The following is a 15817-nucleotide window of genomic DNA, read 5'->3' on the forward strand; positions in this document are numbered from 1 at the left end:
AGCGTGACCATTAAATTCATTGAGAAAAACGAGCACCTAAAGATTGAGCAGGATGGCAAAGAGTTACTTTCTATACCCAGCCAAAGCTTGGGTGACTCAGATTTGAAGTATTACTCTGAGGATATAGATAAGGAGCTTTCCTTAAAAATATGTAGTTCACTAGCAAGCGATATTCCAAAAGGATTAGGCTATTTTTCTGAATTTGAATCGGAAATATTTCCTAATGCGAATTGGATTGACTTTAAAAAAGAAAATGGATCTGTACAAGTCAAACTTTCTATTACGTTTTCTTGGGAAGAATGGAATCACCCATTTACTATTCAGGAGTTTTTGGAGAGCTACAAGAATGAAATGTCTGATATTGGGTTTAAAACCGAAATAAATAAGGACGACGGTTGGGCATATTTTGATATTATTTTCTTTGTACTTGATGGGATAGTCTTGCATAGAATTGATGAAGTAATTCATGCGGCAAAGAAAGAATATCAATCATTGGTAGTGAAACTTGCAAGAGCCGGTTCAGAAAATATATTCGTGAAAGTATTTAATTTTCCCAAAGAATACGAGTCTATTTGTACTCAATATTTGGTCTGGTTTGGAGAGTTTCTTCTTAATTTGGGGATAGATGCTGATGTATCGGCTGAAAATAATAGACATCAAACATCGTTAATTGTTTCGCCAAAGGAAGCTCCAGAACTTTTAATTAAAATAGAACAATTATTCTATCAGTACCTATCGTTGCCATATATCGAGTACTCACCTGCACAAGCGGTGTCAGCCTCAGTTGAAGATAAATATCTTCTTCAAATGCTTTTTAGCCAAGTTGAAAACTTTAAGAACCAGATTCAAATGAAAGACGCTGTTATAGAAATGAAGGAATTATCTATTGCCTCTTTAAAAGAAAACCTTCATGAAAAAGAGGAAAAGATACTTTTGATTCAAAGCATGAAGAATGCTAAAGACATTGAAATATTTGGAGGCGCAATAAGCCTAGGTGAAATTAAACTGGGGCCACTAAAGTTAGATCCGAAAAAATTGTTAGATGCATTTAAAGGTGATGTATAAAAACATTTATCGTTCCCACGCTGGAGCGCTCGTCGTTACCCCAAACGCTGTAAGGCGGATTCGCGCCAGCAATCCGCCATGATCGGGATGATCTAAGTTGATCCTTGCTCGGATTTTCCAAGCGGGGATTTTTTATGTTCGATTGTATTGGATATTGTGCGTTGATTGGCGGTTTGCTAAAGCGAAACCGCCCTACGTAATTTTTCAAACTTTTGATAGTGCGACATGGTGTTATATCGGCGGAACCGGGTTGCTGGAGGGACGTATTTCTTTACGGTGACGTTGCGGGATCGTTCTTCCGATGCGCTGGTACGACACGTCGGGCTGCTGCGAAACGCATTCCGCACGGTGCTGGCGGAACGGCCTTTCACCATCGACGCCATTGTTATTCTGCCGGATCACTTGCATGCTGTTTGGACGTTGCCTGATGGCGATGCCGATTATACTCGGGACGCTGGCGGGCGATAAAATCCAACTTTACACACGAACTGTGACTATCGGGAATGCCGTTAACTCGCGACAAACGTGGTGAATATCGGCTTTGGCAGCGGCGATTCCTTCGACAGGCTTCCTTCGACAGGCTCAGGACAGGTTTGGGAACATACGATCCGCGATGACACTGATCTTCAAAGGCATGTCTATTATATCCACTGGAATCCGGTAAAACACGGATTGAGTCAATGCGTTGCCGACTGGCCGTATTCTTCGTTCCATACTTACGTCCGCCTTGGCTTGCTGTCGGCTGAATGGGCTGCCACTGTCAACGAAACCATGTAGCGTAGCCTATAAGACTTCTGATATGCGTATATCTAGCGACTCAATGGCATGCACAGAGCGCCCTACAGTAATAGCGGTTATCAATGCTTCAGGTCCTGTTGCAAGGCTTGCTTCAATTCATCTTTGGCATTTGTGTATGTCTCAAACTGTTCCGGTGTCAGTACGCTACGCAAGGTATCATCTTTCTGTTCCAAAATGGCTTTGATGTCACGCATTTTAAGGAAACCGATGCTTGAGCTTTTTAATACGGGTTCTACTTTTTCAGCATATTCCTGATTGATTTCCTGAACCTTGGTAATCTCATCCTGAGAGAGGTTGAGTTTTGTTTTCATGAAGCGAGTTTGTGATGCCGCTCTTTCTGTCGGCGTGGAGTTGAGCAGGAATGCCATCTCTTCGGCATGTGCAATGGGAATGGACAGCGAAAAAGATAATGCAATTGTGAGTGTTAATGTGCGCATCGTGCCTCCGGGAAGTTGATATTTATTTTATTGTTCCCACGCTGGAGTGACTAGTATTAAGCCCCTCATCGCGGGCATGGCCCGCTCCTACATCGCTTAACTTAATAACAGCGTGGGTAAATTGAGGTTTTTAGGCCCATAGAAACTTTTACGCTGTCCTCCAAACATAAGTAGCCACTGCGTTTGGCGGCAGTGTGGCTGCTGCATTTTTTCCTTGAAATTGGATAGTAAAGGATCGGGGTTCAGCTCCATCATTAAGCACAATCAGCACGATGTCGCCCGCGGGCGTCAAAAAAGCCACATTCGGCAAGGATGCTTGTTGATCGGAATAAATCCTTACCGAACCGGGGCGTACGAATTTCGAGGCATGGGCGATCACATAATAGGCGACGTTACGGGTAACCTCTTCGCCTAGGGTCAAAGCGCCGACGCAACTGGCCTCACCGCCGGGCGTATGGGGACAGCAAAACGGGTCGGAGGCCAGGTTCCATTCAAGCACTACCCTGCTCCAGTTGCGTAGGGAACCAATCAGGACATTTTTCACGTGCCACATTAAATCCCCTCCGAACTGACCATCCGAACCTACCCACTGCTCGGTAAAATACAGTTTCATTTCCGGGTAAAGCTGATGCACTTCGGAAAGGGCCGAAATGTCGCCCCCGTACAGATGCCAGGCCGATCCGGTCAGATAACGACGCGCGTCGGCATCGGCGAAGATTTCCAAAGGATACTCCGGGACATCGCAATTATGGTCCCAACAAAACAGTTCCACATCGGCCAATCCGGCTGACTGCAAAGCCGGTCCCAGATGATTTTTGATGAACTCGGCCTGCTCGCTCGCTTCCATGATCATGCTGGGTTCGTTTTTTTGATTCAAGGGTTCGTTCTGCGGGGTGATGGCGTGAACGGTGATGCCTCTCCCCCGCATGGCTTGCAGGTATTTGATCAAGTAAGCAGCGTAAACAGCGTAGCAATCCGGTCTGAGTTTGCCGCCGCAGAAACTTTGGTTGGTTTTCATCCAAGTCGGCGCCGACCACGCCGTGGCCATGATCTTGATCCCGGGGTTGATAGCCAAAATTTCCCGTAACAGGGGAGTGACTTCAAGGTCCCCGGCCTCGATGTCGAAATGGATCAGCTCGGGATCCGGTTGTCCGTCCGGCCTGTCGTCATAGGAAAAACAGCGCTCGCTCAGGTCCGACGCACCGATGCTCAGACGCAAAAAACTGATGCCGATGCCGTCCCCATCCGGCAAGAACAATTCCCGCAACAATGCGCTCCTGTCAGGGGCAGGCAAGCGGCTGATCAACATGGCGCTGCCGCCGGTCAAGGAAAACCCGAAGCCTTCGATGACCTGATACTTCCGCTCGGTATCAACGGTTAGCGCAGGGAAATCATTGGCGTTGTCGGCAAAGCGAAGATCATCCGTCTGCCGTTGAAACAAAAAGGTTTGATCGGCACTGGTCAGCCAAACCGCCACAGAAGAAGGATCTTCCGAAACAGGAAGAATTGGATCATAAGGATTAGTTTGTTCAGGCATGGAAGTCCTTTTGGCGGAATACTTTACTTATTAATATGAAAGCCTCACAGGCTGTGATGTCGCCTACAAAATCACTTTTCTTCACAACAAAAAATTGAATAGTACGGCGAGAAAACCGGTTTACGATCTGCATTTAATATACAACTTCAGGCTCAGTATAGCTTGTTATCAAGTGCCTTGATTTGGTTCCGGCAGCTGCGCGGACCAATATATCGATCCAAAGGTCTTTATACCGCAACCGCGCAAGCTGTTGAAATACCGGTCGCAGTCTCGATAATGAAATCGTTGCAGCTCCGATGCCGCCCTCATCAATCGACATGCTTGTTCTGCAATGGGTAGTGTTTAGGCATATCATCTATTCGTCAATATGACTTTTTACAGTCACTTTGAATGTCTAGAACATGTTTTTAAAAAAGCCTTATCGATCGAGTTTGTACAGGGCAATACGGTTGAATGCCTCGCTGGATTTGGTAAGCGCATCATCTTTGCTCAACGAAATAATGCGTGCTCTTTTTTAGAGCAAGATTTTGATGCTGTTTGACATCTACACGGTTTTCAACTGCAAGCTGATGTGGATGTACGGTATAATTGTTTTATATACTAATTTACTTAAGCACTCATAAATGGCTCAATTTTTTGAAATACACCCGGAGAGTCCGCAGCTGCGCTTGATACATCGTGCGGTGGAAATAATCCGTAAAGGTGGCGTTATCGTTTATCCGACCGATTCATCTTATGCGATTGCCTGCCAGATAGGCGATAAGCAAGCGCTGGATAAAATCCGTCGTATCAGGCAATTGGACGATAAACACAATTTTACCTTGGTGTGCAAAGATTTAACCCAGGTGTCAATGTTCACCAAAATCAGCAATGATGCTTATCGACTGATTAAGGCTTTAACGCCGGGAGCCTTTACCTTTATTTTGGAAGCTACGCGCGAAGTGCCTCGCCGGTTACAGCATCCCAAGAAAAAAACGGTAGGAATACGGGTTCCCAACCATCCTGTCGCACAATTGTTGGTTCAGGAATTGGGTGAACCCTTGTTCAGTTCTACCTTGATGCTGCCGGGAGAGGATGAGGCATTGACCGATCCTTATGAGATCAGGAATAAACTTGAATATGAGCTGGATCTGATAATTGACGCCGGTATTATTGAGTTTGAGCAAACGACTATTATCGAATTTTCCAGTAGCGGTGTGGAGATCGTCAGGCAGGGCAAGGGTCTTGCTCCGATGTTGGTTGGGTGAGGATGCAGGCATGATGGATGAATTGACACTTTTGCAGCGTATAGTGGTCTGGATATTGCCGGTAGTTTTTGCGATTACCGTGCATGAAGTGGCCCATGGCTGGATGGCGAAAAAATATGGTGATAATACCGCCTCGGCATTGGGCCGGTTAACCTTAAATCCGATTAAACATATTGATTTGATTGGAACCATTATTCTTCCGGGAATATTGCTAATGACGGGCACGGGTTTTATTTTTGGCTGGGCAAAGCCCGTTCCTGTCGATGCACGGAATTTTAAAAATCCAAGGCGTGATATGGCAATGGTCGCTTTGGCCGGTCCTGTTGCTAACTTCTTGATGGCTATCGGTTGGGCGTTAATAGTCCGGTTAGGGGTGACGATAGGCGCGCAAACCGAAGCCATCTCATTGCCGTTGATTTATACCGGGATTGCCGGTATTTCAATTAATCTGGTATTGGCATTGATTAATTTATTGCCTATTCCGCCGTTGGACGGCAGCCGCATTTTGACAGGCATTCTGCCTAGTTATTGGGCGTGGCAATATAACCGTCTGGAACGCTTCGGATTTATTATTTTATTGGTGCTGTTATACACTAATACTTTGGGTTCGATTTTGGCTTATCCGATGTTTGTTGCGCAGAAAGTGTTTTTTTCAATTGCCGGGCTATAGGTTGATTTTTGCACGGGTTTTCAAATTCCAGCTTCCTTTCCGTATTCGTGAAGCTAGGGCATGAACGAAAATATGAATCAAAACACGGCTGAAGCTCTAGAGCAGTCGCCGGTCGTGGCTATGCAGTCGTCGGCAACTGCTCCATGCGTTGCTCTACCTCCTGATCTGACCTCCATGGATGGAGGAAATGCCGCAAGACTGCCGGGAGCAGGTGCGGCCATGCAGTCGTTCGCGATGGTTAACGGCGCACCGTTTGACAAATTGCCGGACGATCTTTATATCCCGCCGGATGCCCTGGAAGTGCTGCTGGACACCTTTGAAGGACCGCTGGATTTATTGCTGTATTTGATACGCAGGCAGAATCTGGATATTGTTAACATACCGATAGCGCAGATTACCCATCAATATATCGCCTATATCCAGATAATGGGGGTGTTGAATCTGGAGTTGGCAGCGGAGTACCTGGTAATGGCCGCATTGTTGGCGGAAATCAAGTCGAGAATGCTGTTGCCCAGACAGTCTGATGTTGAAGACGATGAGGAAGATCCGAGAGCAACCTTGATTCGCAGACTGCAAGAATATGAGCTGATTAAAAATGCGGCTGAAGAAATTGATCAGTTGCCTAGAATTGAACGTGATATATTTGAAGTCGGCGTTGATGTTTCGACGCTAAAGAATTCCGAACAAAACTTGCCTGATATCCAGCTAAAAGAAATGCTGTTGGCATTTCAGGATGTACTTAAAAGAGTTGAGCAGCTCAGCCATCATCAAATTACCAAAGAGCCCTTATCTGTCCGTGAACGCATGTCAACCATTTTGGAAAACCTTAAAGGAGCGGATAGTCTCCTTTTCTCGCAGTTATTTATCCGAAAAGAAGGTCGACACGGAGTCGTTGTCTCGTTTCTGGCAATCCTCGAACTCAGCAAAGAACGACTCATCGACATTATCCAGTCAGAACCCTTTGCCGAAATACGCGTCAGAACCGCCGCCACCGATAGCTGAGCCGTCACCTCCCGTAACTGAACAACGTGAAATTAATGTGGAAATTAAACGTGTAGTTGAAGCAATTTTATTTGCTGCAAATCGTCCCATGACCTGTAAGCAGGTACAACAGGTTTTTCCTGAAATTGAACAGCCGGACCTACAGGAAATACAGGCAGCTTGTGAGGCGATCAAGGAGGATTACAGACTCAGGCCTGTTGAATTAAAACAGGTGGCCAGCGGTTATCGGTTTCAGGTCAGGAAGGAGTTGTCGCGCTGGGTATCACGATTGTTTGAAGAAAAGCCGCCAAAATATTCGCGTGCATTATTGGAGACGCTGGCCATTATTGCCTACCGTCAACCGGCAACACGCGGAGATATTGAGGATATTCGCGGCGTCGGCGTCAGTTCCAGCATTATTCATACACTGCTTGAGCGTGAGTGGATTCGGGTGGTGGCGCACAAAGAGGTGCCGGGCAGACCGGCTTTATACGGTACGACCAAACAATTTCTGGATTATTTTAATATTACGTCATTAAATGAACTGCCGACATTGCAAGAGATTCAAGAGCTTGACTTGTCGTTAGATACTACGCAACAACCCATGCAGGTAAAGAGTGAAGAGCAAGAAACAACCGAACAGATCGCCAAAACAACCGTCGAGCAGTTCAGCGAAACAGCCGAGCAGATCACCGAAACTATCGGGCAGACCGCTAAAACCGTCGCAAGGCTCAGCACAACAACCGAATAATCCTCCGCAGCAATCCTCCCCTTTGCAAAAGGGGAGGCAACGAGGGGAGGATGCTAATTCGTCGGTTGACGGAGAACGTATCCAAAAAGTGCTGGCGCGCGGCGGCGTTGGTTCCAGGCGGGAAATTGAACGCTGGATCAATGAAGGGCGGTTGAAGATTAACGGTAAGCCTGTTGACTTGGGCGACCGATTGAAAAACGGCGATCATCTGCTGATTAATGATCGGATTGTTCATTGGGAAAAATTTGTCGAACAGCCTACCCGAGTGCTGCTTTATCACAAACCTGTCGGCGAAGTCGTTACGCGTCGCGATCCGGAAGGTCGTCCGGTGGTGTTTACGCAATTGCCGAAGTTGGCTATCAGCCGCTGGATAGCTGTTGGCCGCCTGGACATCAATACCTCAGGATTATTATTGGTTACCAATAATGGTGAGCTGGCTAATCGATTAATGCATCCGTCAACGCAAGTGGAGCGTGAATATGCGGTGCGTATTTTGGGAGAGGTTTCAGAAGCCACCATCGCAAAACTCAAACAGGGTGTAGAGCTTGAGGACGGTAAAGCCAAGTTTGACGACATTAAGTTTTTCGGTGGTGAAGGTGCTAATAAATGGTACAACGTTATCGTTGCCGAAGGCCGCAACAGGCTGGTAAGGCGTTTATGGGAATCGCAGGAAGTTATCGTCAGCCGTTTAATGCGGGTGCGCTATGGGCCTGTGGTATTGCCGGAACGGTTGAAAGCCCGCACGTTTTATGAATTGACCGATAAAGAACTGGACTTGCTGTTTGAATTTGCCGGTATGGCAGGTGAAAAGCCGGCCATTGCCGCCAAGCCTGAATTCAAGGCGCATAAGTCCGGGAAACGTTAACGGCGCGGGTCGGATTGCTCTGAAGGCGCAAGAGCTTGGTGTAATCCGACATCTGCCGTTAATTTATTTGGCCACGACAACTTGGTTTCTGCCTTTGTTTTTGGCTACATACATGGCTTTATCCGCGCGCAGAATGAACGACTCGATCGTATCATTGTCACGTAAGGTGCTGACGCCCATGCTCGCAGTGATCTTGATGGTTTCCATGCCATAAGCTATTGTATGGTTCTCAATCGAGGCGCGAATTCGTTCTGCCAGCAATTCTGCGCCGTTGGTGTCCGTGTCGCTTAATAAAATCACGAATTCTTCCCCTCCGTAACGGAAAATAATATCGCTATCTCTTAGGTTTTCTTTAATCCATTTGGCACCAAAAGCCAGAGTGGTGTCGCCGCACTCGTGGCCGTATGTATCATTGATGGTTTTGAAATGGTCGATGTCAAAGAAAATCAGTGATAATTTTTTGGTATTCCGTGTAGCCAGGCTCATTTCCCGTTTAATGGAATCATTAAACGCAGCTCTGTTATGGGTTTGGGTCAACGGATCGGTGTAAGCCATCTTTAAAGCTTGATGAAATAAAGTCGCATTTTTCAAGGGATAAATTAAACAGCAAAGTAGAGTTTCCAGTAACTGGAGATCCGTATCGCTGAATCTATGGTTGCGCATCAGTTTCAATTCACCCAACTGTTGCTGCTCAACTTTAAGTGCGTAGTTGCAGGAATGCCGTGTAAAAACCCCGCTTTTTACTTCCAGTCCAAATTCTGCATTTGTATAAACAAAGGCGCTATGAGGAATCTTATTTGCGATTTTGCTGCTGAAAATCATGATCAGTTCATTAAATTCCAAAGTCGTTTGTAAGGCGCTGCTGATGTCATAATGATGAAGATTAACCGCTTTTGTCGCTTCAAAAGTGTTATTGCTGATAATCGCTAGGTTTGCTGATTTATGGTTCATGGACGCTTCCTCGTGATTGGAACTATTACGTTGCAATAACTAAAGCGAAGGATGTGCCATTTTTCAAAATATCAATAACAATCAGTATATTGTCGAATATATTATATTTTGGTTTAATTGGCGTCATAAAGTTGACGTTGCAAAGTGGCAAGGTATTGCCGGTGGGACGACTTAAGCGGTTGTTCTGCTGCCGTCATGTTTACTCCCAAGTTATTTTTCTTCTTAGTCATCGATATTACCCTATTTCTTTAAACGGTGGATTTTTCGGTTCTACATTTGGCGAAAATATTGTAAAAAGAGCGGGCGATTAACGTACTGAATGCCCATGATTACCCTCGAACTGACCGAAAAACAACTGGACGAACTTGATGACGGGATGTTGTCCAAGGTAAACGCATTTGACTTTTTAAACCGTCGTAAAATCAATTAGCTACGCTGAAATAGCAAATAATTATGGCTTTTTGTATGTTTATCCCTTTGATTTTAAATGCTAAATATTTATATGTGTTTGCCCTATCGAAACCTGCCTTTCCCATCTAGGATTTCTCGATCGCTTGGGTGTCGCAGAATGGCCGAAAATAGCCGGTCAACATAGCCCTGCCAAAAATATTTATTACAGATCAGAAATGAACCGAAAAGTTGCGATGTTGGTGACCGTAAAATCTAACTTGATGAAAAATGAACAATTAAGTCTCGCCGAATCACTTCCAATAGTGGATGAGAGCTACATTGCCGTTTTACGGAAAGAATGGGCGTTTAGCGGAGAACCGGAAGCACAAATAAAAAAGACCCCGATCAGATCGGAGCCTTTGGAATTCATGGTGCCCAGGGGCGGAATCGAACCGTCGACACGAGGATTTTCAGTCCTCTGCTCTACCGACTGAGCTACCTGGGCATTTTGAGATGTTACTGATTTTTGCAGTGGTGCCCAGGGGCGGAATCGAACCGTCGACACGAGGATTTTCAGTCCTCTGCTCTACCGACTGAGCTACCTGGGCGGAACTACAAAAGAGCGCCATTAGACTCGATTATGTGCCGACAGTCAATAAATAATGTTTTTTATTGGGGCGGATTTTGGCCGGTCGGGGTGTTTTCGTTCTGAAACAGGTTAATAATAAAACCGAAAACCTTTTTCACGCCCATCCATATCCGCGGCAACAGCCAGATCATCAGCAGGATAAAACCCGCCAATGCTATTAAAAACAGTATCGGATGATTGATGCATGCCCAGACGCCGGTTATCACGACGACATCCTCGCTGATTGATGCAATCCAGTTGCTAAACGGTTCCGGCGAGGTGTTGATCAACACCCGCGTTCCGGCTTTGGTCGCATGCGACCCTGCCGCCAGACCGCCGCCCATGATAGCTGCGGCCAATTCAACGGCAGGATTTAAGTCGCCGATCGCCCCGGCCGCGAGCATGGCTCCTGCCGGAATACGGATAAAGGTATGTATCGCATCCCAGCCGGTATCTACGCCCGGCATCTTATCGGCAAAAAATTCAATAAAATACATGAGGCCGGCCGCGCTCATGACCATCGGGTTGGCGACTATTTGCAAATCCGGCGGTAAATCGATGTTGCCGGTATTGGCAAGGTAACCCAAAGTAAACAACGTCGCATACAGATTAATGCCGCTGGCCCACGCCAGGCCCATTGTTAATGCCAGGGTTGTTGATATTTGATCCAGTGCGTCCATTAGAGTGCCCTTTTCTGACTATTTTGCTCAGCGTAGCATATTTTTCTGAATCTTCGCTAAACCGTATCCAGCACACTAATGCGACTCTGCGCTCATTTTTTCGCACATTTAAATTCAGACCATGTAAAATTAAACTTATCTATTTGGTAATTTTGGGATATTTAAAGTGAGTTTTAGAGGAACAACGATACTTTCTGTTCGCCGGGGCGACAAAGTTGTGATCGGCGGTGATGGTCAGGTCACTTTAGGCAACACGGTAATGAAAGGCAATGCCCGCAAGGTGCGCCGTTTATACCACGATAAAGTCATCGCCGGTTTTGCCGGTGCAACGGCGGATGCGTTCACTTTATTTGAGCATTTTGAAGGCAAGCTGGAAAAACACCGCGGCAATTTAACCCGTGCCGCCGTGGAAATGGCTAAAGACTGGCGAACCGACCGCGCTTTACGCAAACTGGAAGCATTGCTGACTATTGCCGATGCGAGAACATCGCTGATTATTTCCGGCACCGGCGATGTGATCGAACCTGAATTCGACTTGATGGCGATAGGCTCCGGCGGCGCTTTTGCCCAAGCTGCCGCGCGTGCATTACTGGAAAACACCGATCTTAGCGCCCGCGAAATTGTCGAACGGTCTTTAAATATAGCTGCCGATATTTGTATTTATACCAATCACAATTTGCGTATTGAAGAACTCGACGCCGAACCTAACGAGTAAACAGATGACTCAAATGACCCCCAAAGAAATCGTAAGCGAGCTCGACAAACATATTGTCGGCCAAGCCAATGCCAAGCGTTCTGTCGCCATCGCGCTACGTGACCGCTGGCGCCGCCAACAGGTCGACCCTGTCCTGCGCGAAGAAATCACCCCTAAAAATATTTTAATGATCGGCCCTACCGGCGTTGGTAAGACTGAAATTGCCCGCCGTCTTGCGCGTCTGGCTAATGCGCCTTTTATTAAAATTGAAGCCACTAAATTCACCGAAGTCGGTTACGTCGGCCGTGATGTCGATTCCATTATTCGCGACTTAGTCGATACTGCGGTCAAAATGACGCGCACGATCGAAATGGACAAAGTCGAAAACAAGGCTTTCGATGCTGCCGAAGACCGGATTCTGGATATTCTACTGCCCAGAGCGAATGGCGGCATGCTTTCCGACACGGAAGAATCGACCCGCCAAAAAATGCGCAAGAAATTACGCGAGGGTGATTTGAATGACAAAGAAATAGAAATCGACGTGCATCTTTCACCGGTGGGCGTTGAAATTATGGCGCCTCCCGGTATGGAAGAAATGACCAGCCAATTGCAAGGTATGTTTCAAAACCTGGGTTCGGGCAAAACCCGCTCCAGAAAAATGAAAATCGACAAAGCCTTGAAAGTTTTACAGGATGAAGAAGCGTCCAAACTGGTTAATGAAGATGACATCCGGTTACGCGCGGTCGAATCTGTAGAGCAGAACGGTATCGTGTTTCTGGACGAAATCGACAAAATCTGCAAACGTTCCGAACTGGGCGGAGGCGGCGGTGAGGTCTCCCGCGAGGGCGTACAACGGGATTTGTTGCCGTTGGTTGAAGGCACTACCGTCAGCACTAAATACGGATCGATCAAAACCGACCATATCTTGTTTATCGCATCGGGTGCGTTCCATTTGACCAAGCCGTCGGATCTGATCCCCGAACTGCAAGGCCGATTTCCTATTCGTGTTGAGCTGGATGCGCTTTCAGCCGATGATTTTGTGCGTATCCTGACCGAGCCGGATGCTTCGTTAACCGAGCAATATACCGCGTTACTGGGTACCGAGGGCGTATCCCTGTCGTTTTCTGAAGATGGCATCAAGCGTATTGCCGAGCTCGGCTGGCAGGTGAACGAAACCACCGAAAATATTGGCGCCAGAAGGTTGCATACGGTTCTGGAACGTTTGCTAGAGGATATTTCTTATAACGCCCCTGACCTGATTGGCAACAACATTGTTATCGATGCCGCTTATGTCAATGATCACTTAGTCGAGTTTGTTGAAGACGAGGATTTGAGTCGTTATATTTTGTAATTAAGGCTTTTTGATACAAAAATGGAATACGTACTAATCATTCACGAAGTCGAGGACTATGACGCGTGGAAAAAAATATTTGACGATGCTGCGCTAATTAGAAAAAGCGCAGGTGAACTGAGCTTTCAGGTTTTAAAATTGGATAACAATCCTAATAAAATCGTCCACTTTTCCAAATGGTCATCAATTTCCAACGCCAAAGCATTCTTTGAATCGGAAAAATTGGTTGAAATAAGAAAACAAGCAGCCGTTAAAGCGCCCGAATTTATTTATTTGGAACAGTTGGAAGAAGGTGTGTTGTAAGCACAGAATTGTGTAGGATACGCTGTGCTTACTATATGAAAGCCGAGCATTACAAAGAGGGTATCACTATGCACGTTAATTATAAGTTAAACACCAATGACCTTGATGCCAATTTTTTGGAATCGGTCAAACTCATGTTTAAAGATAAGGATATTATTATTTCAATTGCCGATACAGAAAACGATGAAGATTTTGCATTTGGTAAGGCGATAGAAAAAGGGCTTTTAAGCGAATCCGCCTCTAGAGAAGAGCTTGATAAAGTTTTATATGCGGATTGAGATAAAGGCCAGCTTTGTTAAGGATTTAAAAACCGTACATAAAGATTGCAGGGGAAAAATTGCTACCGTTATTTGCACAATGGAACAGGCTTCTAATCTTTCGAACTTAACAGGCATCAAAAAACTGAAAGGTTATCAAAATTTTTATCGCATTCAAGTTGGGGCTTATCGATTAGGTTTTGTATTAGAAGAAAATACCATTGTGCTTGTTCGATTCTTGCACAGAAAAGAAATTTATCGATTTTTTCCATAACATTTAGAGCTACGAACCTACATGCGCATAACTGCAAAACCTGCCAATACCCACCCGACTGAAATCAAGCTGCATCAGGTTTCCAACATTGTTGAAATCAGCTTTGATGACGGTAGCGTTTTTCAGTTGCCGAGTGAATATTTGCGCGTCTACACGCCTTCGGCAGAAGCGGTAGGTCACGCGCCCGGACAGGAAGTTCTACAGGTCGGCAAGGAAGATGTCACCATTAAAGAAATCAAGCCGATAGGTAATTATGCAATAGCCCTGGTATTCAGCGACGGCCATGACAGCGGCATTTATACCTGGGATTTGTTATATAAATTGGGCGCCGAATATCAGGCTTTATGGGCTAATTATCTCCATAATCTGGAAGCGGCCGGACATAAACGCAAAGAACCGCTGCAAAACTAACTTCATCGTTGCCATGCTCCGGCAGGGTAACGGTATTTAATGACATACAGGTACAACAATGACCACTAACACTACCCATTTCGGATTCAAACAAGTAGCCACAGAAGACAAGGTCAATCTGGTACGCGGCGTATTTGATTCCGTCGCCGGACAATACGACGTCATGAATGACCTGATGTCGCTGGGCATTCACCGTATCTGGAAACGCGTTGCCGTGCAACTTAGCAATGTGCGCAAAGGCGAGCAAGTGCTCGATCTGGCCGGCGGCACCGGCGATTTAACCACACTGTTCGAAAAGCGCGTCGGCGCGGAAGGCCAAATCGTCCTGGCCGACATTAATTCCGAGATGCTGCGTACCGGACGCGATCGGCTGATCGACAGAGGCTTGGTCGGCAATATCCGCTATGCGCAAGTCAATGCCGAATGCCTGCCCTTTGAAGACAATACTTTCGATTGCGTTTGTATTGCTTTCGGTCTGCGTAACGTCACCGACAAAGGTGCCGCGTTGCGCTCCATGCACCGCGTTCTCAAACCAGGCGGTCGCGTTATCGTGCTGGAATTTTCGCATCCAGTCGATAAAATCACCGAAAAAGTCTACGATTTTTATTCATTCAAGCTGCTGCCCAAGATAGGCAAAATTGTCGCCAAAGATGAAGACAGCTATCGTTATCTTGCCGAATCAATCCGCATGCATCCCAAACAGGATGAGCTGAAAAAAATGATGGAAAACGCAGGTCTCGAGCGCTGTGAATACTTCAACATGACGCAAGGCATCGTTGCCGTCCATAGAGGTTATAAAATCTAGCATGTCCATCAAACCCTTGCTGATTGGCGCACTGGAAGCTACGCTCAATCAATATCTTGCCTTGGATCAGGACAGCGGCTATTTTTTAACGCCGCTGGCCGGTAAAGTCATTGCCGTTACCGTTCAGCCGTTTGATGAAACCATTTACCTGTGCCCGACGACCGATTCCATTCAGTGCCTGGATCAGTTCCCCAACCCGCCCGACACCCGCCTGACCGGCTCGATTTGGGCGCTGGGCTTAATGGGACTCAGTTCAACGCCGATGCGTTCTGTTTTCTCGGGCGAGGTAAAGATTGAAGGCGATATGCAAACCGGCCGCAAGTTCCAGGAACTGTTCGCCAAGCTGGACATTGATCTGGAAGAAAAACTGTCGCAGTTCACCGGCGATATAATCGCGCATAAGGTGGCCGGTTTTTTCCGCGCCGGCCAAAGCTGGGGTAAAGATTCGCTTGAAACCTTCAGGCTGAATGCCGCAGAGTTTTTGCAGGAAGAAACCCGCGACTTGCCGTCAGCGCCTGAAGTGGATATTCATTATGCCCAGGTTGATGAATTGCGCACCGATTTTGACCGATTGCAAAGCCGGATTGATCGCCTGAAAAGTACGTTGCAAAATAAATCTTAATTATTCACCACGAAGAACACGAAGTTTTTACCTTAGTTTTTTCTTCGTGAACTTCGTGTCTTCGTGGTGAGACCAGCTGTTGGACGCAAAAAAGCAGTAC

At 46.4% G+C, this 15817-nt stretch carries 20 protein-coding genes and 2 tRNA genes; 16 read left to right on the top strand and 6 right to left on the bottom strand.

Annotation, left to right across the window (positions count from 1 at the left end):
* Positions 1–3: 3 nt before the first annotated feature.
* The 3 genes from Q8L79_RS00695 to Q8L79_RS20085 all read left to right on the top strand — a co-directional run bounded on the left by Q8L79_RS00695 (position 4) and on the right by Q8L79_RS20085 (position 1842).
* Positions 4–1065, top strand: a complete 1062-nt coding sequence (locus Q8L79_RS00695) for a hypothetical protein (RefSeq protein ID WP_305267120.1) — start codon at positions 4–6, stop codon at positions 1063–1065.
* Between the two features lie 282 nt (positions 1066–1347).
* Complete coding sequence (locus Q8L79_RS20080; RefSeq protein WP_370869842.1) at positions 1348–1533, top strand: hypothetical protein; 186 nt, start codon at positions 1348–1350, stop codon at positions 1531–1533.
* 60 nt (positions 1534–1593) lie between these two features.
* Positions 1594–1842 (top strand): hypothetical protein, encoded by a 249-nt coding sequence (locus Q8L79_RS20085; protein WP_370869843.1) that lies wholly within the window; start codon positions 1594–1596, stop codon positions 1840–1842.
* Positions 1843–1922: 80 nt separating this feature from the next.
* Here the strand turns inward: Q8L79_RS20085 and Q8L79_RS00705 are convergent, their stop codons facing one another.
* A complete protein-coding gene (locus tag Q8L79_RS00705) occupies positions 1923–2300 on the bottom strand; it encodes a hypothetical protein (RefSeq protein WP_305267122.1) in 378 nt (125 codons plus the stop codon).
* Positions 2301–2448: 148 nt separating this feature from the next.
* On the bottom strand, positions 2449–3837 hold the full coding sequence (locus tag Q8L79_RS00710) for a glycoside hydrolase family 30 beta sandwich domain-containing protein (RefSeq protein WP_305267123.1): 1389 nt from the start codon (positions 3835–3837) through the stop codon (positions 2449–2451).
* A gap of 623 nt (positions 3838–4460) precedes the next feature.
* On the opposite strand from Q8L79_RS00710, the gene Q8L79_RS00715 reads away from it, so the two are divergent.
* The 5 genes from Q8L79_RS00715 to rluB all read left to right on the top strand — a co-directional run bounded on the left by Q8L79_RS00715 (position 4461) and on the right by rluB (position 8351).
* The gene (locus tag Q8L79_RS00715; RefSeq protein WP_305267125.1) at positions 4461–5084 is read left to right on the top strand and encodes an L-threonylcarbamoyladenylate synthase; all 624 of its coding nucleotides are present in this window, start codon (positions 4461–4463) and stop codon (positions 5082–5084) included.
* Positions 5085–5094: 10 nt separating this feature from the next.
* Positions 5095–5754 (top strand): site-2 protease family protein, encoded by a 660-nt coding sequence (locus Q8L79_RS00720; protein WP_305267127.1) that lies wholly within the window; start codon positions 5095–5097, stop codon positions 5752–5754.
* A 174-nt stretch (positions 5755–5928) separates the two neighbouring features.
* Positions 5929–6756, top strand: a complete 828-nt coding sequence (locus tag Q8L79_RS00725) for a ScpA family protein (protein WP_370869849.1) — start codon at positions 5929–5931, stop codon at positions 6754–6756.
* Positions 6757–6844: 88 nt separating this feature from the next.
* The gene (scpB, locus tag Q8L79_RS00730) at positions 6845–7486 is read left to right on the top strand and encodes an SMC-Scp complex subunit ScpB (RefSeq protein WP_370869845.1); all 642 of its coding nucleotides are present in this window, start codon (positions 6845–6847) and stop codon (positions 7484–7486) included.
* 22 nt (positions 7487–7508) lie between these two features.
* Positions 7509–8351: a 23S rRNA pseudouridine(2605) synthase RluB gene (rluB, locus tag Q8L79_RS00735; protein ID WP_305267129.1), complete on the top strand. Its 843-nt coding sequence runs from the start codon at positions 7509–7511 to the stop codon at positions 8349–8351.
* Between the two features lie 63 nt (positions 8352–8414).
* On the opposite strand, the gene Q8L79_RS00740 is transcribed toward rluB, so the two are convergent.
* From Q8L79_RS00740 to Q8L79_RS00755, 4 genes are all read right to left on the bottom strand, one after another.
* Complete coding sequence (locus tag Q8L79_RS00740) at positions 8415–9302, bottom strand: GGDEF domain-containing protein (protein WP_305267131.1); 888 nt, start codon at positions 9300–9302, stop codon at positions 8415–8417.
* An 819-nt stretch (positions 9303–10121) separates the two neighbouring features.
* Positions 10122–10197: transfer RNA gene (locus Q8L79_RS00745), tRNA-Phe, on the bottom strand.
* Positions 10198–10224: 27 nt separating this feature from the next.
* A tRNA-Phe gene (locus Q8L79_RS00750) sits at positions 10225–10300 on the bottom strand.
* Positions 10301–10361: 61 nt separating this feature from the next.
* Positions 10362–11000, bottom strand: a complete 639-nt coding sequence (locus tag Q8L79_RS00755) for a DUF4126 domain-containing protein (RefSeq protein WP_305267133.1) — start codon at positions 10998–11000, stop codon at positions 10362–10364.
* 166 nt (positions 11001–11166) lie between these two features.
* Here Q8L79_RS00755 and hslV point away from each other — a divergent pair, with 166 nt between their 5' ends.
* Genes hslV through Q8L79_RS00795 form a run of 8 tightly spaced genes read left to right on the top strand, consistent with a single transcriptional unit; the run spans position 11167 to position 15717 of the window.
* Positions 11167–11715, top strand: a complete 549-nt coding sequence (gene hslV / locus Q8L79_RS00760; protein WP_104427209.1) for an ATP-dependent protease subunit HslV — start codon at positions 11167–11169, stop codon at positions 11713–11715.
* Between the two features lie 4 nt (positions 11716–11719).
* Positions 11720–13045 carry an ATP-dependent protease ATPase subunit HslU gene (hslU, locus tag Q8L79_RS00765; protein ID WP_305267134.1) on the top strand — a complete coding sequence of 442 codons (1326 nt, stop codon included), beginning with the start codon at positions 11720–11722 and terminating at the stop codon, positions 13043–13045.
* A 21-nt stretch (positions 13046–13066) separates the two neighbouring features.
* Positions 13067–13348, top strand: a complete 282-nt coding sequence (locus Q8L79_RS00770; RefSeq protein ID WP_305267136.1) for an antibiotic biosynthesis monooxygenase — start codon at positions 13067–13069, stop codon at positions 13346–13348.
* A gap of 35 nt (positions 13349–13383) precedes the next feature.
* Positions 13384–13626, top strand: coding sequence for a hypothetical protein (locus Q8L79_RS00775; protein ID WP_305267138.1), 243 nt, complete (start codon positions 13384–13386; stop codon positions 13624–13626).
* A complete protein-coding gene (locus tag Q8L79_RS00780) occupies positions 13616–13879 on the top strand; it encodes a type II toxin-antitoxin system RelE/ParE family toxin (protein WP_305267139.1) in 264 nt (87 codons plus the stop codon). Before Q8L79_RS00775 ends, Q8L79_RS00780 begins: the two co-directional genes overlap by 11 nt.
* A 21-nt stretch (positions 13880–13900) precedes the next feature.
* Positions 13901–14290 carry a DUF971 domain-containing protein gene (locus Q8L79_RS00785; RefSeq protein WP_305267140.1) on the top strand — a complete coding sequence of 130 codons (390 nt, stop codon included), beginning with the start codon at positions 13901–13903 and terminating at the stop codon, positions 14288–14290.
* A 58-nt stretch (positions 14291–14348) separates the two neighbouring features.
* A complete protein-coding gene (ubiE, locus tag Q8L79_RS00790; protein WP_305267141.1) occupies positions 14349–15095 on the top strand; it encodes a bifunctional demethylmenaquinone methyltransferase/2-methoxy-6-polyprenyl-1,4-benzoquinol methylase UbiE in 747 nt (248 codons plus the stop codon).
* A 1-nt stretch (position 15096) separates the two neighbouring features.
* Positions 15097–15717 carry an SCP2 domain-containing protein gene (locus Q8L79_RS00795; RefSeq protein WP_305267143.1) on the top strand — a complete coding sequence of 207 codons (621 nt, stop codon included), beginning with the start codon at positions 15097–15099 and terminating at the stop codon, positions 15715–15717.
* Positions 15718–15817 lie beyond the last annotated feature (100 nt).

It is taken from the genome of Methylobacter sp. (genome assembly GCF_030680395.1).
In the GTDB taxonomy this organism is placed as follows: Bacteria; Pseudomonadota; Gammaproteobacteria; order Methylococcales; family Methylomonadaceae; genus Methylobacter_A.